We start from the raw sequence: 14,911 nt of genomic DNA on the forward strand, positions 1-14,911 counted from the left end.
TCACGCGACGAGCGATGATCACGCGACGGGCGGCGGGGCGGGATCGCCGATGAGGAAGCTCATCGCGTACCGCCTCGTCCTCGCCGTGCCGCAACTGGTGGCCGTGTCGCTCCTGGTCTTCTCGCTGACCTACCTCATTCCGGGCAGCCCGGCGGCGGCCATCCTCGGCGCCGGCGCGACACCGGAGCGGATCCGGGAGGTGGAGGCGCAACTCGGCCTCGACCGGCCGGCCCTCGAACGTCTGACCGAATGGTTCTGGAACCTCCTCGGTGGCGACCTCGGCATCTCCTACGCGCTGTCGCTGCCGGTCACGGACCTGATCCTGGAGCGCATGCCCGCCACACTCTCGCTGACCTTCGGGGGGATGGTCGTCTCCCTGGTGATCGGAATCGGCCTCGGTGTGCTCGCCGGTGTGCGGTCCGGTCTTCCCGACCGGATCATCGGGGCGGCGACGTCCGTCGGGCTGGCCATCCCGGAGTTCTGGTTCGGCATGGTCCTCTCGCTCCTGTTCGCCATCGAACTGGGGTGGGTGCCCGTGGTCGCCTACACGCCCTTCACCGAGGACCCGTCGGCATGGCTGCGGGGGCTGATCCTGCCCTCGGTCGCGCTCGGCATCGGCACCGCCGCGATGATCGCCCGCCAGACGCGCACCGCGATGGTTCAGGCGCTCGCCTCCCCCTACATCGACACCCTGACCGCCGCGGGCGTACCGCGCAGGCGCATCATCCTGCGCTACGCGCTCAAGAACACGATGGTCCCGGTGCTGGCGACGGCAGGGTTCAGTTTCCGCATCCTGCTCGGCAGCAGCTTCGTCGTGGAGGCGGTCTTCGCGTTCCCCGGGGTCGGCAACCTCCTCCTGACGAGCGTGGTCGGCAAGGACTTCCCCGTCATCCAGGGCGGTGTCCTGCTGATCGCCTGCCTCGTCATCATGCTGAACCTGCTCATCGACGTGGGCTACGGCCTCCTCGATCCAAAGGTGCGTCCGCAATGAGCGATCCCCTGAAGGCGGGAGCCAAGACCGCGCCCGCCCCGTCCTCCCCCGGGATGCTGCGGCGCATCGCGCGCCGTCCCGTGACGCTGGGGACCGCGGCGTTCCTGCTGGTGCTGATCGCGCTGGCGGCCGCCGCCCCGCTCATCGCCCCGCACAGCCCCCTGGAGCAGAACTACGCCGAGATTCTCCGGGGCCCCTCGGCGGACCACCTGCTCGGCACCGACGAACTCGGACGCGACACGCTCAGCCGGCTGCTGTACGGCGCCAGGGTCTCGCTGCTGGTGGCGTTCGGCTCGGTCGGCATCGCGATGGCGATCGGCGTGCCCCTGGGACTGCTGCTCGGCTACTTCGGCGGCTGGTGGGACCGGCTCGGTTCCCGGGCGATCGACGTCTCCGAAGCGCTGCCGGGCATCCTGCTCGGCTTCGCCGTCATCGCGATCCTCGGCCGCGGCCTCGGCACGCTCATGCTGGCGATCGGGCTGATGTTCTGCATGACCTTCGCGCGGACGACGCGCGCCGTGACGCTCGCCGAACGGGAGAAGGTGTACCTCGACGCCGCCCGTGTCGCGGGCCTGCGCACCCCCGAGATCATGTTCCGGCAGGTGCTGCCGAACCTCGCCGGGCCGCTGATCGTGCAGGCCGCCATGTTCATGGGCGCGGCTGCCGTGGTGGAGTCGGCGCTGAGCTTCCTCGGCCTCGGACTCGAGACGGGCGTGCCGAGCTGGGGCGGGATGCTCAGCGTCGCCGCGGACGAGCAGGCCCGGCAGCCCTTCCTGGCCTTCCCGCCGGGACTGGCGATCATCGTGACCGTGTTCGCGTTCAACGTCCTCAGCGACGGCGTCAACGACGTGCTGGCGGGCACCCGCCGCAAGCCCGCCGCCCGCCGCCGGACCGAGCGGCGCCCGGCCGTGGCCAAGGACGTCGCGGTGAAGGCACCGGCCGGAACCGGTGCGGTCCTGGACGTCCAGGGCGTGACCGTCGACCTGGACGGGACCTCGGGCGAACCCATCCCCCTGGTACAGGACGTCTGGCTCTCGATCCGCCGCGCAGAAGTGGTCGGCCTGGTCGGCGAGTCCGGTTCGGGAAAGTCGATGCTCGCCCGCTCGGTGCTCAACCTCCTGCCGCCCGCCACACGACTCTCGTCCGGTTCGGTCCTGCTCGACGGCCGGAACATCGCCGGGCTTCCCGAACGGGAACTGCGCACCGTCCGCGGGCGCGGCATCTCCGTCGTCTTCCAGGACCCGATGACCGCCCTGTCACCCGTCCACACGGTCGGCCGGCAGCTCAGCGAGCCGCTGCGCGTCCATTTCGACATGTCGCGGTCGGCCGCCCGGGAAAGGGCCGCCGAACTCCTCGACCGCGTCGGCGTCGAGAACCCGAAACGCCGCCTCGACGACTACCCGCACCAGTTCTCCGGCGGAATGGCCCAGCGAGTCGCGATAGCCATGGCCCTTGCAGCCGAACCCCGCCTCCTGATAGCCGACGAGGCCACGTCGGCCCTCGACGTGACGACCCAAGGCCAGGTGCTCGACCTGCTGCTCGGCCTGCGGGACGAACTCGACATGGCCATCCTCATGATCACCCACGATCTCGGTGTCGTGGCCGAGAGCTGTGACCGGGCCGCCGTCATGTACGCGGGCCAGATCGTGGAGGTGGGCGACGTGCGGGAGCTGTTCGACGGACCACGCCACCCCTACACCGCCGCGCTCCTGGCCTCGGACCCCTCCGCCGAGACCGAGATGCATCGCCTGCCGACGATCCCCGGCGGCGTCCCGCTCGCGGGTGAGTGGCCGTCCGGCTGCCATTTCGCGAACCGCTGCGCCTTCTCCCGCGAGGAGTGCATGAAGCACCCCGTCCCGATCACCGGGGACGTGCGCTGCCTGCGTGCGAAAGACCTCACCCTGGAGGTGATGATCGGTGAAAGGCACTGAAGGGCGACTCCTCGACGTCCGCGAACTGACGGTGGGCTACGAGTCGGGCCGGGCGATGCAGTTGCGCCGACAGCTGGTCAAGGCCGTCGACTCGGTGAGCTTCGACCTGCGCCCAGGCGAAACGCTCGGTCTCGTCGGCGAATCCGGATCGGGCAAGAGCACGGTCGGGCGGGCCCTACTGCGCCTTGTCGACGTCACGAGCGGCACGATCCGTTTCGACGGGCTCGACGTGACCGCGCTGGGCCGCCAGACGCCGCTGACCTACCGGCGCGCCGTCCAGGCGGTGTTCCAGGACCCGATGTCCTCACTCAACCCGCGCCACGCCGTCTCCCAGGCGGTGACGGTCCCCCTGCGCCGCCACGGCCTCGGCGACCGCGCGGAACGCACCGCCGCCGCGGCCGAGGCGTTCGAGCGGGTCGGCCTGTCCCGAGCCCACCTGAGCCGCTACCCCGCCGAACTGTCGGGAGGCCAACGCCAACGAGTGTCCATCGCCCGCGCCCTCGCCCTCGATCCACGCCTGGTCATCTGCGACGAGGCGGTGAGCGCCCTCGACGTGTCGACGCAGAGCCAGATCATCAACCTCCTCGCCGACCTCCAGGAATCGACGGGGATGAGCTACCTGTTCATCGCCCACGACCTCCGCATCGTCCGTCACCTCTCCCAGCGCATCGCCGTCATGCACGCCGGCCGGCTCGTGGAACTCGCCTCCGTGCACGCCCTCTTCGACTCGCCGAAGCACCCGTACACCCGCGCCCTGCTGGCCGCCAGCCCGTCCACCCGCCCCGACGGCCGCGAGCAGCGCCGCTCACGCCGGACGAACTACGAGCCGAACCGCCACGGAACCCTGCCGATCGAGCGCGGCGAGACGGGCTGCTCGTTCCGCAACCGCTGCGCGAGAGTCATGGACATCTGCCACACGAGAACCCCCGTCCTGCAGAAACTCACCGACGGCACCCGAACCGCCTGCCACCTCTACGAAAAGGACGAGGCCCCACCACCCGACCCCAAACACTGACACAAGATCATCACGCTGCCCGTAGCCATTTGTCGAGGGCTGCGAAGTCCTCGTCGGTGAGTCCGCGGAACGGCCGGACATGGTGGAGGAGAAATCGGCCGCGGTGGTGGGCGGACACCCAGTCCCGATCGGCGTCGGTGATCTCGTCGTCGACCCAGGCGAACGGGCGTCCATCGGCCCAGTTCACCAGGGTCCGGGTCTTCCAGCAGAGCCCGAACCACCGGTCCTCGCGGTCATGCTCGTCGGATGACTCCGGCCACTTCACGACCGGCAGCGTCGGCAGCCCGATCCGGGGGGCTATCTCGGTGTTCGCCTCGTCTTCCCAGCTGGTAGCCCAGACCGGTGTGCATGGCAGCGCCGCCAGCCGGAACCCCATCTGGGGATTGAGTTGCGCCAAACGGGAGTCTGGTGCAACGTACCTCGATTCGCGCTGCGGGTCCTCACCGAAGGGAAGGAGCGGCCCGTCGACGTCGAGGAACAACAGCGGACGTTCCACACGATCGTAGATCTCTGTGATCGCGGCCTTGGCGGCCGGCTGCGCCGAGTTGAGAGCCGGGTTCAGCGTTGCTCGCTCTCTGGCGAGTTGCCGCGGTCCCGCATTCCGCGCAGTGCCTCGTCGGCGGCTGTGAGCTCCGGGTAGTACTGCCGGTGAACCTTGTACGTGCGGTCGAGTTCGATCTGGTGGTACAGCCCGCTCGGCTCACCGAAGCGGAAGTCACGGGGCATGCGCTGTACGCCGTCGCGTCCCACGATCAGGATCGCGCGGTCGGTGGCAACGAACGTCGCCACCGGCGCGGTGAAGATCCACCAACCGGTCTGCGCGATGAATCCCGTCTGGATCTGCTCGCCTGGCTCCAGGTGCGGTGCGGCCCGCTTGGCGATCAGTTCGACCCGTCGTTCCCGATAGCCCATGGCCTCCCTCTCCGAAGCAGGACGTGCCCGCATCGTAGGACAGGCTGCCCGGGGCACATCCGATGGCAGCTGCAGCCCCGAGGGAGTTCCAGCCACTTCGCCAAGGTCAGAGTTCCGATTCGTCCCGCTTCACACGGGCGATCAGCTAGGCGAAGTCGGCGAGCGACACAGTGAGGGGACCAGCGAGGGTCAGATGTTGCGGGACATGGGGTTGTTGACGCCTGAGCTGGAAGTTCGCGGCGGGCCTGGACGTTGCCTCCAGGCATGAAGATCAGTGAGGCTTCCGAAGTCAGCGGCGTGAGTGCGCGGTCGTTGCGGCACTATGAGGATGAGGGCTTGATCGTCCCCGGTCGTTGCAGCAATGGGTTCCGCGACTACTGCCAGTCCACCATCGACCGGGTGGTCGTCATCCGCTCGCTGCTGGAGTCCGGGCTGCCCGTGAGGTTGGTCCGAAAAGTTCTGCCCGGCCTCACTGACGACCCTGACGGCGGCGCGGATGTGGTGGGCTCCCAGTTCCTGCATGAGGTGCAGAGCTATCGCGATCGACTCGCTGCGCGTATCACCGTTCTCAGCGATCAACAGGCGGCACTCGACGCTTACCTGCGGGAAGCTCGTTGCCCGGATCTGTGACCCGCCGCTTGACCTTGACGTAAGTGTGAGACTCCTACGTTCGGCGCATGGAGATCAACGAGCAGCACGCTGCTGAACAGACGGTACGAGCACTGGTCCAGCGGTCACATCGGGGCCCGAAGGACCTGGTCCTCACGACCGATCAGCTCCGCCCCACCCCGGGGCCTGGCGAGTACCTGATCCGCGTGGGCGCCGCAGGGGTCAACTTCGCGGACGTCATGCAGACGCATGGGACCTACGGGGGTGGCCCGCAGGCGCCCTACGTGGCGGGCTTCGAAGCTGTCGGCGAGATAGCGGGTGTCGGTCCGGATGTCGAGAGCCCATTTCACTTCGGCACCCACGTCCTCGGCACCGGCCCGGGCGCCTTCGCGCAGTACATGACGATGCCTGCCGCGGGTGTTCTCCCCGTGCCCTCCGGCTGGAGCGACGTCGAAGCTCTCGGCCTGGTGCTGAACTGGGTCACCGCCTTGGCGGCATTGAAGCCGCTGGGCGAGATCAAGACGGGTGACGTGGTGCTCGTCCATGCTGCGGCGGGAGGGGTGGGGCAGGCCGCCGTCCGCCTTGCTCAGCACTACGGTGCGCGCGTGATCGCGACGGCGTCACCGGCCAAGCACGACACCGTCAAAGCGCTTGGCGCCGACGAGCTCCTGGACGGCCGACGCCCCGATCTGGCCAAGGAGATCACCCGCCTGACCGGCGGTGTCGACCTGGTCCTGGAATCGGTGGGACAGGCCACGTTCGGGACCAGCCTGGCGGTCACCAAACCCTTCACCGGACGCGTCGTCGTGTTCGGTGCCGCCTCCGGCGACGCCGGCCTCAGCACGCACGACCTGATCTTCACCCACCAGGTCCAGGTCAAGGGCCTGCACATCGGCGCGCTGGCGGCCGCGGTCCCGTCCCTCTATCGATCGTTGCTCGTCGAGATCGAGGCACTCCTCGCCCAAGGCGTGTACCCGCCTGGCACCCCCCAGGTTCACCCCCTAGCCGAGGGCCCGGCGGTGCTGCAGCAACTCGAAGCGGGCCAGACCCGCGGCAAGCACGCCCTCGACCCCTGGCGCTAAAAACGCCAGCGACTCACGCATGGCGACCACTCGCAGGCGTAACCAACGTCCTGGCCTCGTACGGTTAGAGGTCCAAGTCGCGAAGCTTCACACGAGCGATCAACTCGGCGAAGTCGGCGGGCGACAGAGTGAGGTGACCAGACTCCGGAGCCTTGCTGTCCCGCAGACCAACGGCTCCGTTGAACTGCGCAACCTCGACGCAGTCGGACTGAGTCGTGGCACTACCGCTACGGCTGGACTTCCTCCAGATAGTCATGAATACCGCTCCATGGTGTCTATGAGCAGGCGCAATGATGCGTCTTTGGGTAGAGCTACGTCCCCAATGAGGTCGTACCAGACCCGATATGAGGATATCTCAGCCGCATCCTGGACCAGCCGCCCGCAGCCCTGCGCGACTGTGTAGACCACGTCGGCGCCGTCCACGGTCATGATCTTGAACGAGCCGTCTCGACCGACATGGGCACCCACCTCCCTTGGAACGATTCGCACGGTGATGTTGGACTGGCTGGCTAGCTCAATCAGGTGGGCGAGTTGTTCCCTCATGATCGCCGGTCCACCGACGGGTTGATCGAGCACGCCTTGATCCAGGATCACCCAAATCCGGGGCCTTGGCTTGCGGTCCAGACACGTCTGGCGGCTGATGCGTGCCGCCACGCCTTCCTCAACGTCCTCAACGCCGGACGCCTCGAACATCGCTCGGGCGTAGCCGTCCGTCTGGAACAGGCCGGGAATCCAGCCGAGTTCCCAGATCTTCGGGTGAGACGCCTTGGCCTCGTGCTCCAGGTGGGGTACGGGCGGCCGGGGGCTTCCGATCGTCGAGGCGCTGTCGTCCGAGTGCCGGGTGCGCAAGACCGAACCGCGCGGGAAGTGGATTTGGGCGCGCATATCTCTGTGACCAGGGGCGTCACGGTGAGTCGGGAGAGAGACCGAGCGCGGAAGGCTGTCAGGTGAGTCAGCGAGGTGCGTTCCGGCTGTGGGCGGCTTTGGCGCTGACCGTGTCGGAGGCGGATGGGTGGCTTGTGCAGGCCGCCGAGCAGGAACAACGTGCGCTAGAGGCCGCTGCGCAAGGCAAGTTGCGGGAAGCGGCGATGCTTGCGGGCCGCGCTGAGGCGTTGACGGCTGCGGCCGACTCGGTTCATGACCTGCTGACGGAGCCGCTGGATGATGAGCTCTGGGTGGGGACTCGGCGCAAGTGGTGGTCTTGGGTCCTGCAAAGGGGACTGAGGCGGGTCACGCGCTGATCGGTTCGGAGGCGCGGCAGTGTGTGGACTGAGGGGTGGCGGACGTGGACGGATGCGCCGGCGGTCACCGGGGCGTACCGCTAGAGCAGCCACCCCAGCGCGGCACACCTGCGAGATACGTCGGGCCCGGTGGGCGCGGCGGGATGGCCCTTACTGGCGGTCGGGGCGGATGATGTACCAGGCCCCGGCCGGGGTGGTCCACACCAGAAGTCCAGGCCAGATGTGGTGGAGTTTCCAGCCCGGGGTCTGTTTGAGTCGATGGTGGCGCCTACAGAGTGGGGCCAGATTGCAGCGGCAGGTGATTCCCGGCCGCCAGGGCACCGTGTGGTCCAAATCGCAGCGGTGTGAGGCTTGGTTGCAGGTGGGGAACACGCAGGTGGCGTGCCGCTCTTCGATCTCCCGCCGAAGGCCGGCGGGTGGCCGGTAGCCGGGCCGCCCGTGCCGCGCGCCGTCTCCCTGGCAGAGCGCGTCGCGTTGTGGGACGAGCCGGTCGGTGATCTGCCGCATCGCCCGGTCGATCGCGGTGGGCAGTTCAGCGGTGGGAGTGCGATCGCGTAGGTGGGTGAGCCGCCGGTTGACCATTGCCGCCAGTCCCGGCATGACCGAGTCCGCCGTGCCCGCGTCCTGGGCGTCGTTGCCGACAGTGCTGGTCAGCGGATCGGACGTGTGGGCGAGGGACGTCTCGTCCAACCTGTCGTGCCCGGCCGTTCCGCTGCTTGTGGTGGTCTCGGCCGCCCTGCCGCCATCGGTCGCCTTGTGTCCGTCACTCGTTGTGCGGCCTGCAGCCTGGTCCGGCAGGTTGCGGACGGCGACCGGGAACTCAGTGGCGGGTGCATGGCCGCGCTGGTGGGTTGCCCGCTCGTCGATCATCGCGGCCGGACGGTGCGCGACCTCATTGCCGGCCACCGGTCCGCCCGCCGTGCTTTCGAGGGCCGCGGTGCTGTCTTCGGGTTGGGCGGCATGGGTGAGGAGGGCATGGGTGGCGGCGGGGAGCGGGGCGCCGTTCAGGAGGTGTTTGGCCAGGTCGGCGCGGATGAGGTGGAGAGGCCGGGTGTCGCCGCCATTTCTCAGGCCGTGCGCGGCGGCGGTGATCTTGTTGAAGATGCCGTGGGCGTCCTCGGGGGCCAGGTCGCACAGCGCCAGATCGGCGGTGCCCGACGCGGTCTCCCACAACTCCAGCCGCCGCTGCCGTACGGCCTCCCGCCTGCGCTCCTCGACCGCTTCGGGGGCGAGGCGCTGCACGATCCGCTTGATGCGGCGGCGCAGTTGCCCAGTGGTCTGGGTGGACGCCTTCTCGAGCGCGGCGGCCTGGACGCGTTCGGTGACCTGGTCGGGCAGAGAGTCGGTGGTATCGCAGATGACGCGGGCTTTCGCCATGTCGATTCGACCGGCCTCCAGCGCCGCGCCGGTCTCGGCAAGCGGGCCGGTCATCTGTTCGGCGAGGTGGACCAGGGTCGCGGCGGCGTTGCCGGTGACCGTCAACGCGGCGGCGACTTCTTCGGTGACCGACTCGTGCGCGGAAAGTATCCGGTAGTCGGGGTCGCCGTCGGCTTCGGCGGCGGTGCGGCGCTGGGTGAGTTCGGCGATCGCGGCCAGTTCGCGGGCTTGGGCCCAGGAGGTCTGCCGCCGGGCGGCGGCCGCGACCTGCAGCAGTTCGTCATCGGTCAAATCAGCGAGGCGCTGTTTCCCGCCGGATAGGCAGATGGCCAGTTGCGGGCCGGGCGGGAACCACTCCCGGTCTTCCCATTCACGCGCGCCACCGACGATTTCGGGACCTTCGACGACTTCGAGGGGCATGGACACGGGGGTTCACCTCCCAACACCAAACTCGCTACCTCATTCTAAAGGAAGATCACGACAATGGCGGCGGACAATCCGGACACGCCACATTAATGTCACCGCATTTCTTCGGTCCACGCCGCGAGAAAGGACGCTCCTTCCGGCTGGTGGTCGTCCAACGGTTTGCGGTGGCTGAGCGCGGCTTTATCGGGGCTGGGGTGGTTGCCGTAAGTGGGCGGCTGAGGTGGCCCCTGCGGGAAAGTGCACATACTGCGGGCAGTCACCAGGCTGAAGTCACGTTGGTTGCGGCGGTCGGGTTGGGGATGTGTGCTCAGGTTACGGACGCGCGCGGGGTTGCGGCCATAAGACGCGCGCTTCGCGCGCGATCACCAGCGACCCCGGCCACCCACTCGCCGTCGCCGACTGCTTCTGCCGCGCGGAGCGCGGCGCCTCGACGGAACCCCGCACCAACCCGCAGAAGAACACCCCTCCCGAACCGACTACAACAACCAACGTGACAGTAACCGGCAACAAAGAGAAACGAGCGCACTCGCCTTCGGAAGGCCACCTCAGCCACCCACCTGCAGCAACCACACTAAACCGAGAAAAAAGGGACCCCAGGCACGCGCACATCATGAAGCAGCGCAGCAGACCCAAACCGGGGGAGCCATCCGCGTACCCCGGAAGCGCGCACACCGGGAGGGCACACACACCGGACGCGTGCTCACACCAGAAACGGACACACCGAAACGCCCGCATCCAAACGGCCATACCTAAATGTGCACCCCGAAACGCGCACATCGAAAGGCCCACACCGAAACGCGCATACCGAACGCGCATACCGGAAATCGCGCTCACCAGAAAGAGGTCCCGCAGGAATCAGGCCAGGCACAGCCTTTCACGGGCGAGCACGGCCGCATCCAAAACCACCGTTATTGCGCGCTCGGCAGAAACCGGCCCCTCGCGTACTCGGCGGAGGGGCCGGGATGCCTGACCTAGAGTTCGTTGCCCCAGCACATGCGGGCGATGGTCTCCACATGGATGAGCTTGCGGCGCTGGTCGTCGGCGCTGATGGCGGCGCGGCCCGCGGTGTCGGCGAATCCGGCGCTCGGGCTGACGGCGATGTTCTCGATGTCCTTCAGCTCCGCCGCGGCGTCCATCCGCTGCATGATCGTCTCGACGTCCTCCAGTTCGGCGGTCGCCGGGTCGACGATGCCGAGGGCGGCGTCGCGGTCGGCGGGGACGGCGCGCAGCAGGTCCGCCTCGCCCTCGGCGCCCTTGTCGTAGGGCAGGACCCAGCGGTCGACGGGCAGACCGGCGAACAGTCGCGTGGCCGCGTCCCGGTCCACGGTCCCGGTGACCTGGTGGGTCGGGCATAGGCCGATGCGGACGTCCTCGGGCTTGGCGGTCAGGTCGACCGCGATGGAGTCGACGGCGATCGCCTCGTCGAGGGTCAGCGGCTGCCCGCCCCGGGAGAACAGGTACGACGCGTAGCGGAAGTTGTTCAGCTGGACGAGGCGGATGCCGCGGGAGATGAGCAGTTCGATCTCGTCGCGGATGATCCGGGCGAGGGCCTCGCCGAGTTCCACCGGGCTCTTGTAGGCCGCGCCGGAGATCTCGCGGTCGAAGCAGGTGGCTGCCAGGAACGCCGGGGAGGGCAGGCCGGCCTTGGGGGCCGCGGTCCCGGCCATCGCCTTGACTCCGTCGTAGCCGTCCGCGATGAGCGGGCCTCCGGCCTTGACCTCACCGTCGGCCACCCACTGGGCCCGGCCGTACTTGTCGGTGCCGCCGGTCCGGCGGAACCCGCCGACGGTGTCGAGAACGGCACCGCGGAAGTCCTCGCGCCGGAACTCGCCGTCGGTGACGACGGACATGCGCAGCTTGCGCTGCTGCCGGGCGGACTCGCTGATCGCCTCGTCCTCGACGGCGCGCAGCCCGGCGTCGTCGAGTTCCCCGGCGGCGTGCCGGGCGCGCGCGTTCAGCACCTCCGCCGGACGGATCAGGCTGCCGTGATGGTCGATGCGGAATTTGTAAGTGTCAGCCATTGCCGCTCTCCTGCTTCCTGGGGGCGCCGGAGCCCCATGCGGGGAACTCCAGCTCGTAGCCCAGCGCGGCGAGCACGTCGTCGCAGACCTTCTGGTCCTCGGCGGGGGTGCCGCCGGAGACGCCGAGGCCGCCGAGGATCTCCCCGCCGCGCTTGATGGTGACGCCGCCGTCCGTCGCGACGATGGGGTGGGTCCCCATCGTGGAGAGCTGGGCGAAGAAACCCGGGTTGCTCTCGGCCCAGTTCTTCAGCATGTTGCTGGGCCGTTCCATCACCGCAGCGGTGTAGGCCTTGCTCATGGCGATGCTGGGGGTGAGCGGGCGGGCGCCGTCCGAACGCTTGATCAGCACGGGGAAGCCGCCGGCGTCCACGATCGCGATGCTCAGCGCCTTGCCGAGGGCCTCGCTCTTCTCGAGGGAGGCCGCGATGATCTCCTCCGCCTCCGCCAGGGTGAGTTTCATGCCGACGTCTTTCCCTCCGAAAGTGCTTCACGGACGCGGACGATGGCCGCGTTGAACAGGTCGGGCCGCTCCCAGTACATGGAGTGGGGAGCGCCGGGGACGAGCTCCAGCCGGGACCCCTTGACCAGCTCGTGGGCCCGCCTGACGGTGGCGGGACGCAGCACGGCGTCGTCCTCCCCGGCCAGGAACGTCACGTCGAGGCCCGAGGCGATCACCTCGTCGATCGAGGGGCCGTTCACCGACAGGTTGCGCAGGTCGGCCATCTTGGCGACGTTGAAGGTGCCCATCTGCTGGAACAGGAACGTGCGGGCCTTCTCGTTCTCCTGGAACCCCTTGCTCAGCAGCCGGTCGATGACGGGAAGCTTCACCGCCTCGGCGCGGTCCCCGGCGACGAGCCTGGACAGCTCGGGGTGCGAGATGCCGCCGAGCGAGTGCGCCAGGACGACGCCGCCGACGCGGTCGGGGCGGGCCAGTCCGGCCCGCAGCGCGGCGACGGCGCCGATGGACTGGCCGACCAGCAGCACGTCCGTCAGGTGTTCCCGGTCGAGGACGGCGACGATGTCGCCGGGGAAGTCCCGGCTGTCGAACTCCGGCATCGTGGAGTCCGACTTGCCGAAGCCGCGCAGGTCGACGGTCACGACCGTGAACCTCTCGCGCAGGGGCGCGACCTGCTGCCACCATGCCGCGTGGTGGCCGCCCGAGCCGTGCACGAGCAGCACCGCCGGGCCGGACCCGTGGCGCTCGTAGTAGATGGTGGTGCCGCCGGACGACACGACGCTCATCTCGGTTCTCCTTGAGTCGTATCGCGTGTCAGGACGGGCGCTTGCCGTGGTAGACCAGCTCGATCATCGTGTGGTCCGGGTCGTGGATGTAGCAGAACTTCGACTGGTTCTCCGGGCGCTCGATGGGCCGGGTGTGCCGGATCCCCAGCTCCTTGAGGTGGGCGAGGAACCCGTCCCAGTCGTCCACCTCGATCGCGAAGTGGTAGGGGGCCATGCGGTCCATCTCCTCCACCGGCGTGAAGTGGAGGTCGAAGTTGCCGCGCGTCATCAGCAGCACGCGCGTGTTGCTCTTCGCCTGGATCCGTTTGAGGCCGAAGACCTTGGTGTACCACTCCGCGGTCCGGTCGGGGTCGGTCGTCGGGAAGTTCACGTGGTGGATATAGCGGGGCCGGTTGCTCATCGCGGGTGCCTTTCGTGCGCCGTGTCTCTTCGTCGCTAGCCGTGCTCTTCGTCGCTAGCCGTGCTCTTCGTCGCTAGCCGTGCTCTTCGTCGCTAGCCGTGCTGTTCGTCGCTTGTCGTGCTCTTCGCTTCGTGCTCTCGTCGCTAGTCGTGCTCTTCGTCTTCTTCTGCGTGGACGGGGTTGGACAGCACTCCGATCCCGCTGATCTCGATGTCGACGACGTTGCCCGGCTCGATCTGGCAGGTGCCGTCGGCGCCCATCCACAGGACGTCGCCGGGGTGCATCGTGATGTACCTGGTCGTCTCGACGATGTACTCGTACGGGTCGAAGATCATCGCGCCGGTCGGGAAGGACGCGCGCGGCTCTCCGTCCGCCCGCATGGTCGTCGTCTGGGCCAGCGGGTCGACGTCGGTCTCGATCCACGGCCCCATCGGCTTGAACGTGTCGCTGTTCTTGCTGCGCCAGAAGGACCGGTCCTCGTGCTGCCAGGTGCGCGCGCTGACGTCGTTGCCGATCGTCCACCCGAAGATCGACTCCTGCGCCTCCGCGTAGCTCGCGCGCCGCAGCCTCCGCCCGATGACGGCGACGACCTCGCCCTCGGCCTCGAAGCGCCCCTCGACGCCGGTGGGCTTGACGATGGGCGAGCCGTGGCCGGTGAGGGCGTTGTTCGCCCGGTATGCGACCTCCGGCCGCTCGGGAACGTTCGCGGCGGCGTAGCCCTTCTCCAGCGCGTGCTCGATGTGGCTCTTGTAGTTCAGGCCGACGGCGTAGAACACCGGTGGCACGACGGGCGGCAGCAGCACGGCGGATGCCAGTGGAACGGGCGTCCCGGCGTCGGTGTGGCCGCCGTCCAGCGGCGACCCGTCCAGCGGCTGGAGCCGACCGTGTGCCGGCCGAGCCGCCGCGCCTCCCGCCAGCCCTCGGCGATCATGTGGTTGCCGCCTTCGACGACGTCGTCGAAGCCGGGCACCTCGAAGGACACGTGGTTGGTCGAGGCCCGGTCGGGACGGTGGCACAGCAGGAAGTTGTGCTGGTCGGCGTCCCCTTCGCACCGCATGAAGACGCCCATGGGCTTGACGATGTCGGTCGGGACGAAGCCGAGGCGGTCCACGTAGAAGGCGACCGCCTCGTCCCGTCCGGTCTTGGGGATGTTGAGCGCGACATGGCACATCCGCAGCGGCCGGACGCGCCCCACCGAGGTCAGCGGGCTGTTCCAGCGGGAGACGTTCCCCCAGGTGTTGGCCGCGCTGGGCGTCCGCCGCCCGGTCTTGTCCGGCCGCGCCAGCGTCAGGCCGAGACCGAATCCCGTCTCGTCGGCCGTGTGGTGGACGCCGTCGCCGGAGAGCCGCACCTCGCGGTCGGCGGCGACCCGCGCGACGATCGCGTCCAGTTCGGCGGGCGTGTCGACGCCCCAGACCACCTCGCGGATGCCCGGCCCCGGTTCCAGGGCCGGCGGGAGGTCCGGGTCGACCGGGACGGCGAGGCGGAGGGTCTGCCCGGCGAGGGTCTCGAACACGGCCCGTTCGTCGTCGCGCTCGGCGAGCGTCAGCCCGAGGTCCTCGAAGAAGCGGACGCACTCGCCCAGGTCCTCGACGTTGTAGAGAACCGACTCGATGCGCTGGATTCCCACCGCCATTGCCTTCCTGAAAGGTGCCGGAGCGCGA

Annotated in this window: 16 protein-coding genes; 5 read left to right on the plus strand and 11 right to left on the minus strand. The window is 68.7% G+C overall.

Annotation, left to right across the window (positions count from 1 at the left end):
• The first annotated feature begins 49 nt into the window (after window positions 1-49).
• From ACTWPP_RS21820 to ACTWPP_RS21830, 3 genes are read left to right on the plus strand one after another with little or no spacing between them, the layout of a single operon-like run.
• Entirely contained in the window at window positions 50-991 is a 942-nt protein-coding gene (locus ACTWPP_RS21820) for an ABC transporter permease (RefSeq protein WP_443106173.1), read from the plus strand.
• Entirely contained in the window at window positions 988-2,922 is a 1,935-nt protein-coding gene (locus ACTWPP_RS21825) for a dipeptide/oligopeptide/nickel ABC transporter permease/ATP-binding protein (RefSeq protein WP_443106174.1), read from the plus strand. Before ACTWPP_RS21820 ends, ACTWPP_RS21825 begins: the two co-directional genes overlap by 4 nt.
• Window positions 2,909-3,937 (plus strand): oligopeptide/dipeptide ABC transporter ATP-binding protein, encoded by a 1,029-nt coding sequence (locus ACTWPP_RS21830; protein ID WP_443106175.1) that lies wholly within the window; start codon window positions 2,909-2,911, stop codon window positions 3,935-3,937. The genes ACTWPP_RS21825 and ACTWPP_RS21830 overlap by 14 nt, the downstream gene beginning before the upstream one ends.
• 10 nt (window positions 3,938-3,947) lie before the next feature.
• Here the strand turns inward: ACTWPP_RS21830 and ACTWPP_RS21835 are convergent, their stop codons facing one another.
• Both ACTWPP_RS21835 and ACTWPP_RS21840 read right to left on the minus strand, forming a co-directional pair.
• A complete protein-coding gene (locus tag ACTWPP_RS21835) occupies window positions 3,948-4,433 on the minus strand; it encodes an HAD domain-containing protein (RefSeq protein ID WP_443106176.1) in 486 nt (161 codons plus the stop codon).
• A 62-nt stretch (window positions 4,434-4,495) separates the two neighbouring features.
• Entirely contained in the window at window positions 4,496-4,849 is a 354-nt protein-coding gene (locus tag ACTWPP_RS21840; RefSeq protein WP_443106177.1) for a hypothetical protein, read from the minus strand.
• 264 nt (window positions 4,850-5,113) lie between these two features.
• On the opposite strand from ACTWPP_RS21840, the gene ACTWPP_RS21845 reads away from it, so the two are divergent.
• On the plus strand, window positions 5,114-5,479 hold the full coding sequence (locus tag ACTWPP_RS21845) for a MerR family transcriptional regulator (protein WP_443106178.1): 366 nt from the start codon (window positions 5,114-5,116) through the stop codon (window positions 5,477-5,479).
• 47 nt (window positions 5,480-5,526) lie between these two features.
• Window positions 5,527-6,540: a zinc-binding dehydrogenase gene (locus ACTWPP_RS21850; protein WP_443106179.1), complete on the plus strand. Its 1,014-nt coding sequence runs from the start codon at window positions 5,527-5,529 to the stop codon at window positions 6,538-6,540.
• A 64-nt stretch (window positions 6,541-6,604) separates the two neighbouring features.
• Here the strand turns inward: ACTWPP_RS21850 and ACTWPP_RS21855 are convergent, their stop codons facing one another.
• The 9 genes from ACTWPP_RS21855 to ACTWPP_RS21895 form a co-directional block, all read right to left on the minus strand.
• The gene (locus tag ACTWPP_RS21855; protein WP_443106180.1) at window positions 6,605-6,796 is read right to left on the minus strand and encodes a DUF397 domain-containing protein; all 192 of its coding nucleotides are present in this window, start codon (window positions 6,794-6,796) and stop codon (window positions 6,605-6,607) included.
• Window positions 6,793-7,425, minus strand: a complete 633-nt coding sequence (locus ACTWPP_RS21860) for a DUF5753 domain-containing protein (protein ID WP_443106181.1) — start codon at window positions 7,423-7,425, stop codon at window positions 6,793-6,795. The genes ACTWPP_RS21855 and ACTWPP_RS21860 overlap by 4 nt, the downstream gene beginning before the upstream one ends.
• Before the next feature lie 506 nt (window positions 7,426-7,931).
• Entirely contained in the window at window positions 7,932-9,578 is a 1,647-nt protein-coding gene (locus tag ACTWPP_RS21865) for a DUF222 domain-containing protein (RefSeq protein ID WP_443106338.1), read from the minus strand.
• Window positions 9,579-10,555: 977 nt separating this feature from the next.
• Window positions 10,556-11,605 (minus strand): hypothetical protein, encoded by a 1,050-nt coding sequence (locus ACTWPP_RS21870; RefSeq protein WP_443106182.1) that lies wholly within the window; start codon window positions 11,603-11,605, stop codon window positions 10,556-10,558.
• Window positions 11,598-12,065, minus strand: a complete 468-nt coding sequence (locus tag ACTWPP_RS21875; protein WP_443106183.1) for a GlcG/HbpS family heme-binding protein — start codon at window positions 12,063-12,065, stop codon at window positions 11,598-11,600. The genes ACTWPP_RS21870 and ACTWPP_RS21875 overlap by 8 nt, the downstream gene beginning before the upstream one ends.
• Entirely contained in the window at window positions 12,062-12,847 is a 786-nt protein-coding gene (locus tag ACTWPP_RS21880; RefSeq protein WP_443106184.1) for an alpha/beta fold hydrolase, read from the minus strand. The genes ACTWPP_RS21875 and ACTWPP_RS21880 overlap by 4 nt, the downstream gene beginning before the upstream one ends.
• Window positions 12,848-12,875: 28 nt before the next feature.
• Complete coding sequence (locus ACTWPP_RS21885) at window positions 12,876-13,247, minus strand: VOC family protein (protein ID WP_358459561.1); 372 nt, start codon at window positions 13,245-13,247, stop codon at window positions 12,876-12,878.
• 143 nt (window positions 13,248-13,390) lie between these two features.
• Window positions 13,391-14,050, minus strand: coding sequence for a fumarylacetoacetate hydrolase family protein (locus ACTWPP_RS21890; protein WP_443106185.1), 660 nt, complete (start codon window positions 14,048-14,050; stop codon window positions 13,391-13,393).
• Window positions 14,002-14,883 carry a VOC family protein gene (locus ACTWPP_RS21895; protein WP_443106186.1) on the minus strand — a complete coding sequence of 294 codons (882 nt, stop codon included), beginning with the start codon at window positions 14,881-14,883 and terminating at the stop codon, window positions 14,002-14,004. The genes ACTWPP_RS21890 and ACTWPP_RS21895 overlap by 49 nt, the downstream gene beginning before the upstream one ends.
• Between the last annotated feature and the right edge of the window lie 28 nt (window positions 14,884-14,911).

Origin of the sequence: Actinomadura sp. 3N407, assembly GCF_052245875.1 — a bacterium.
Lineage (GTDB): Bacteria > Actinomycetota > Actinomycetes > Streptosporangiales > Streptosporangiaceae > Spirillospora.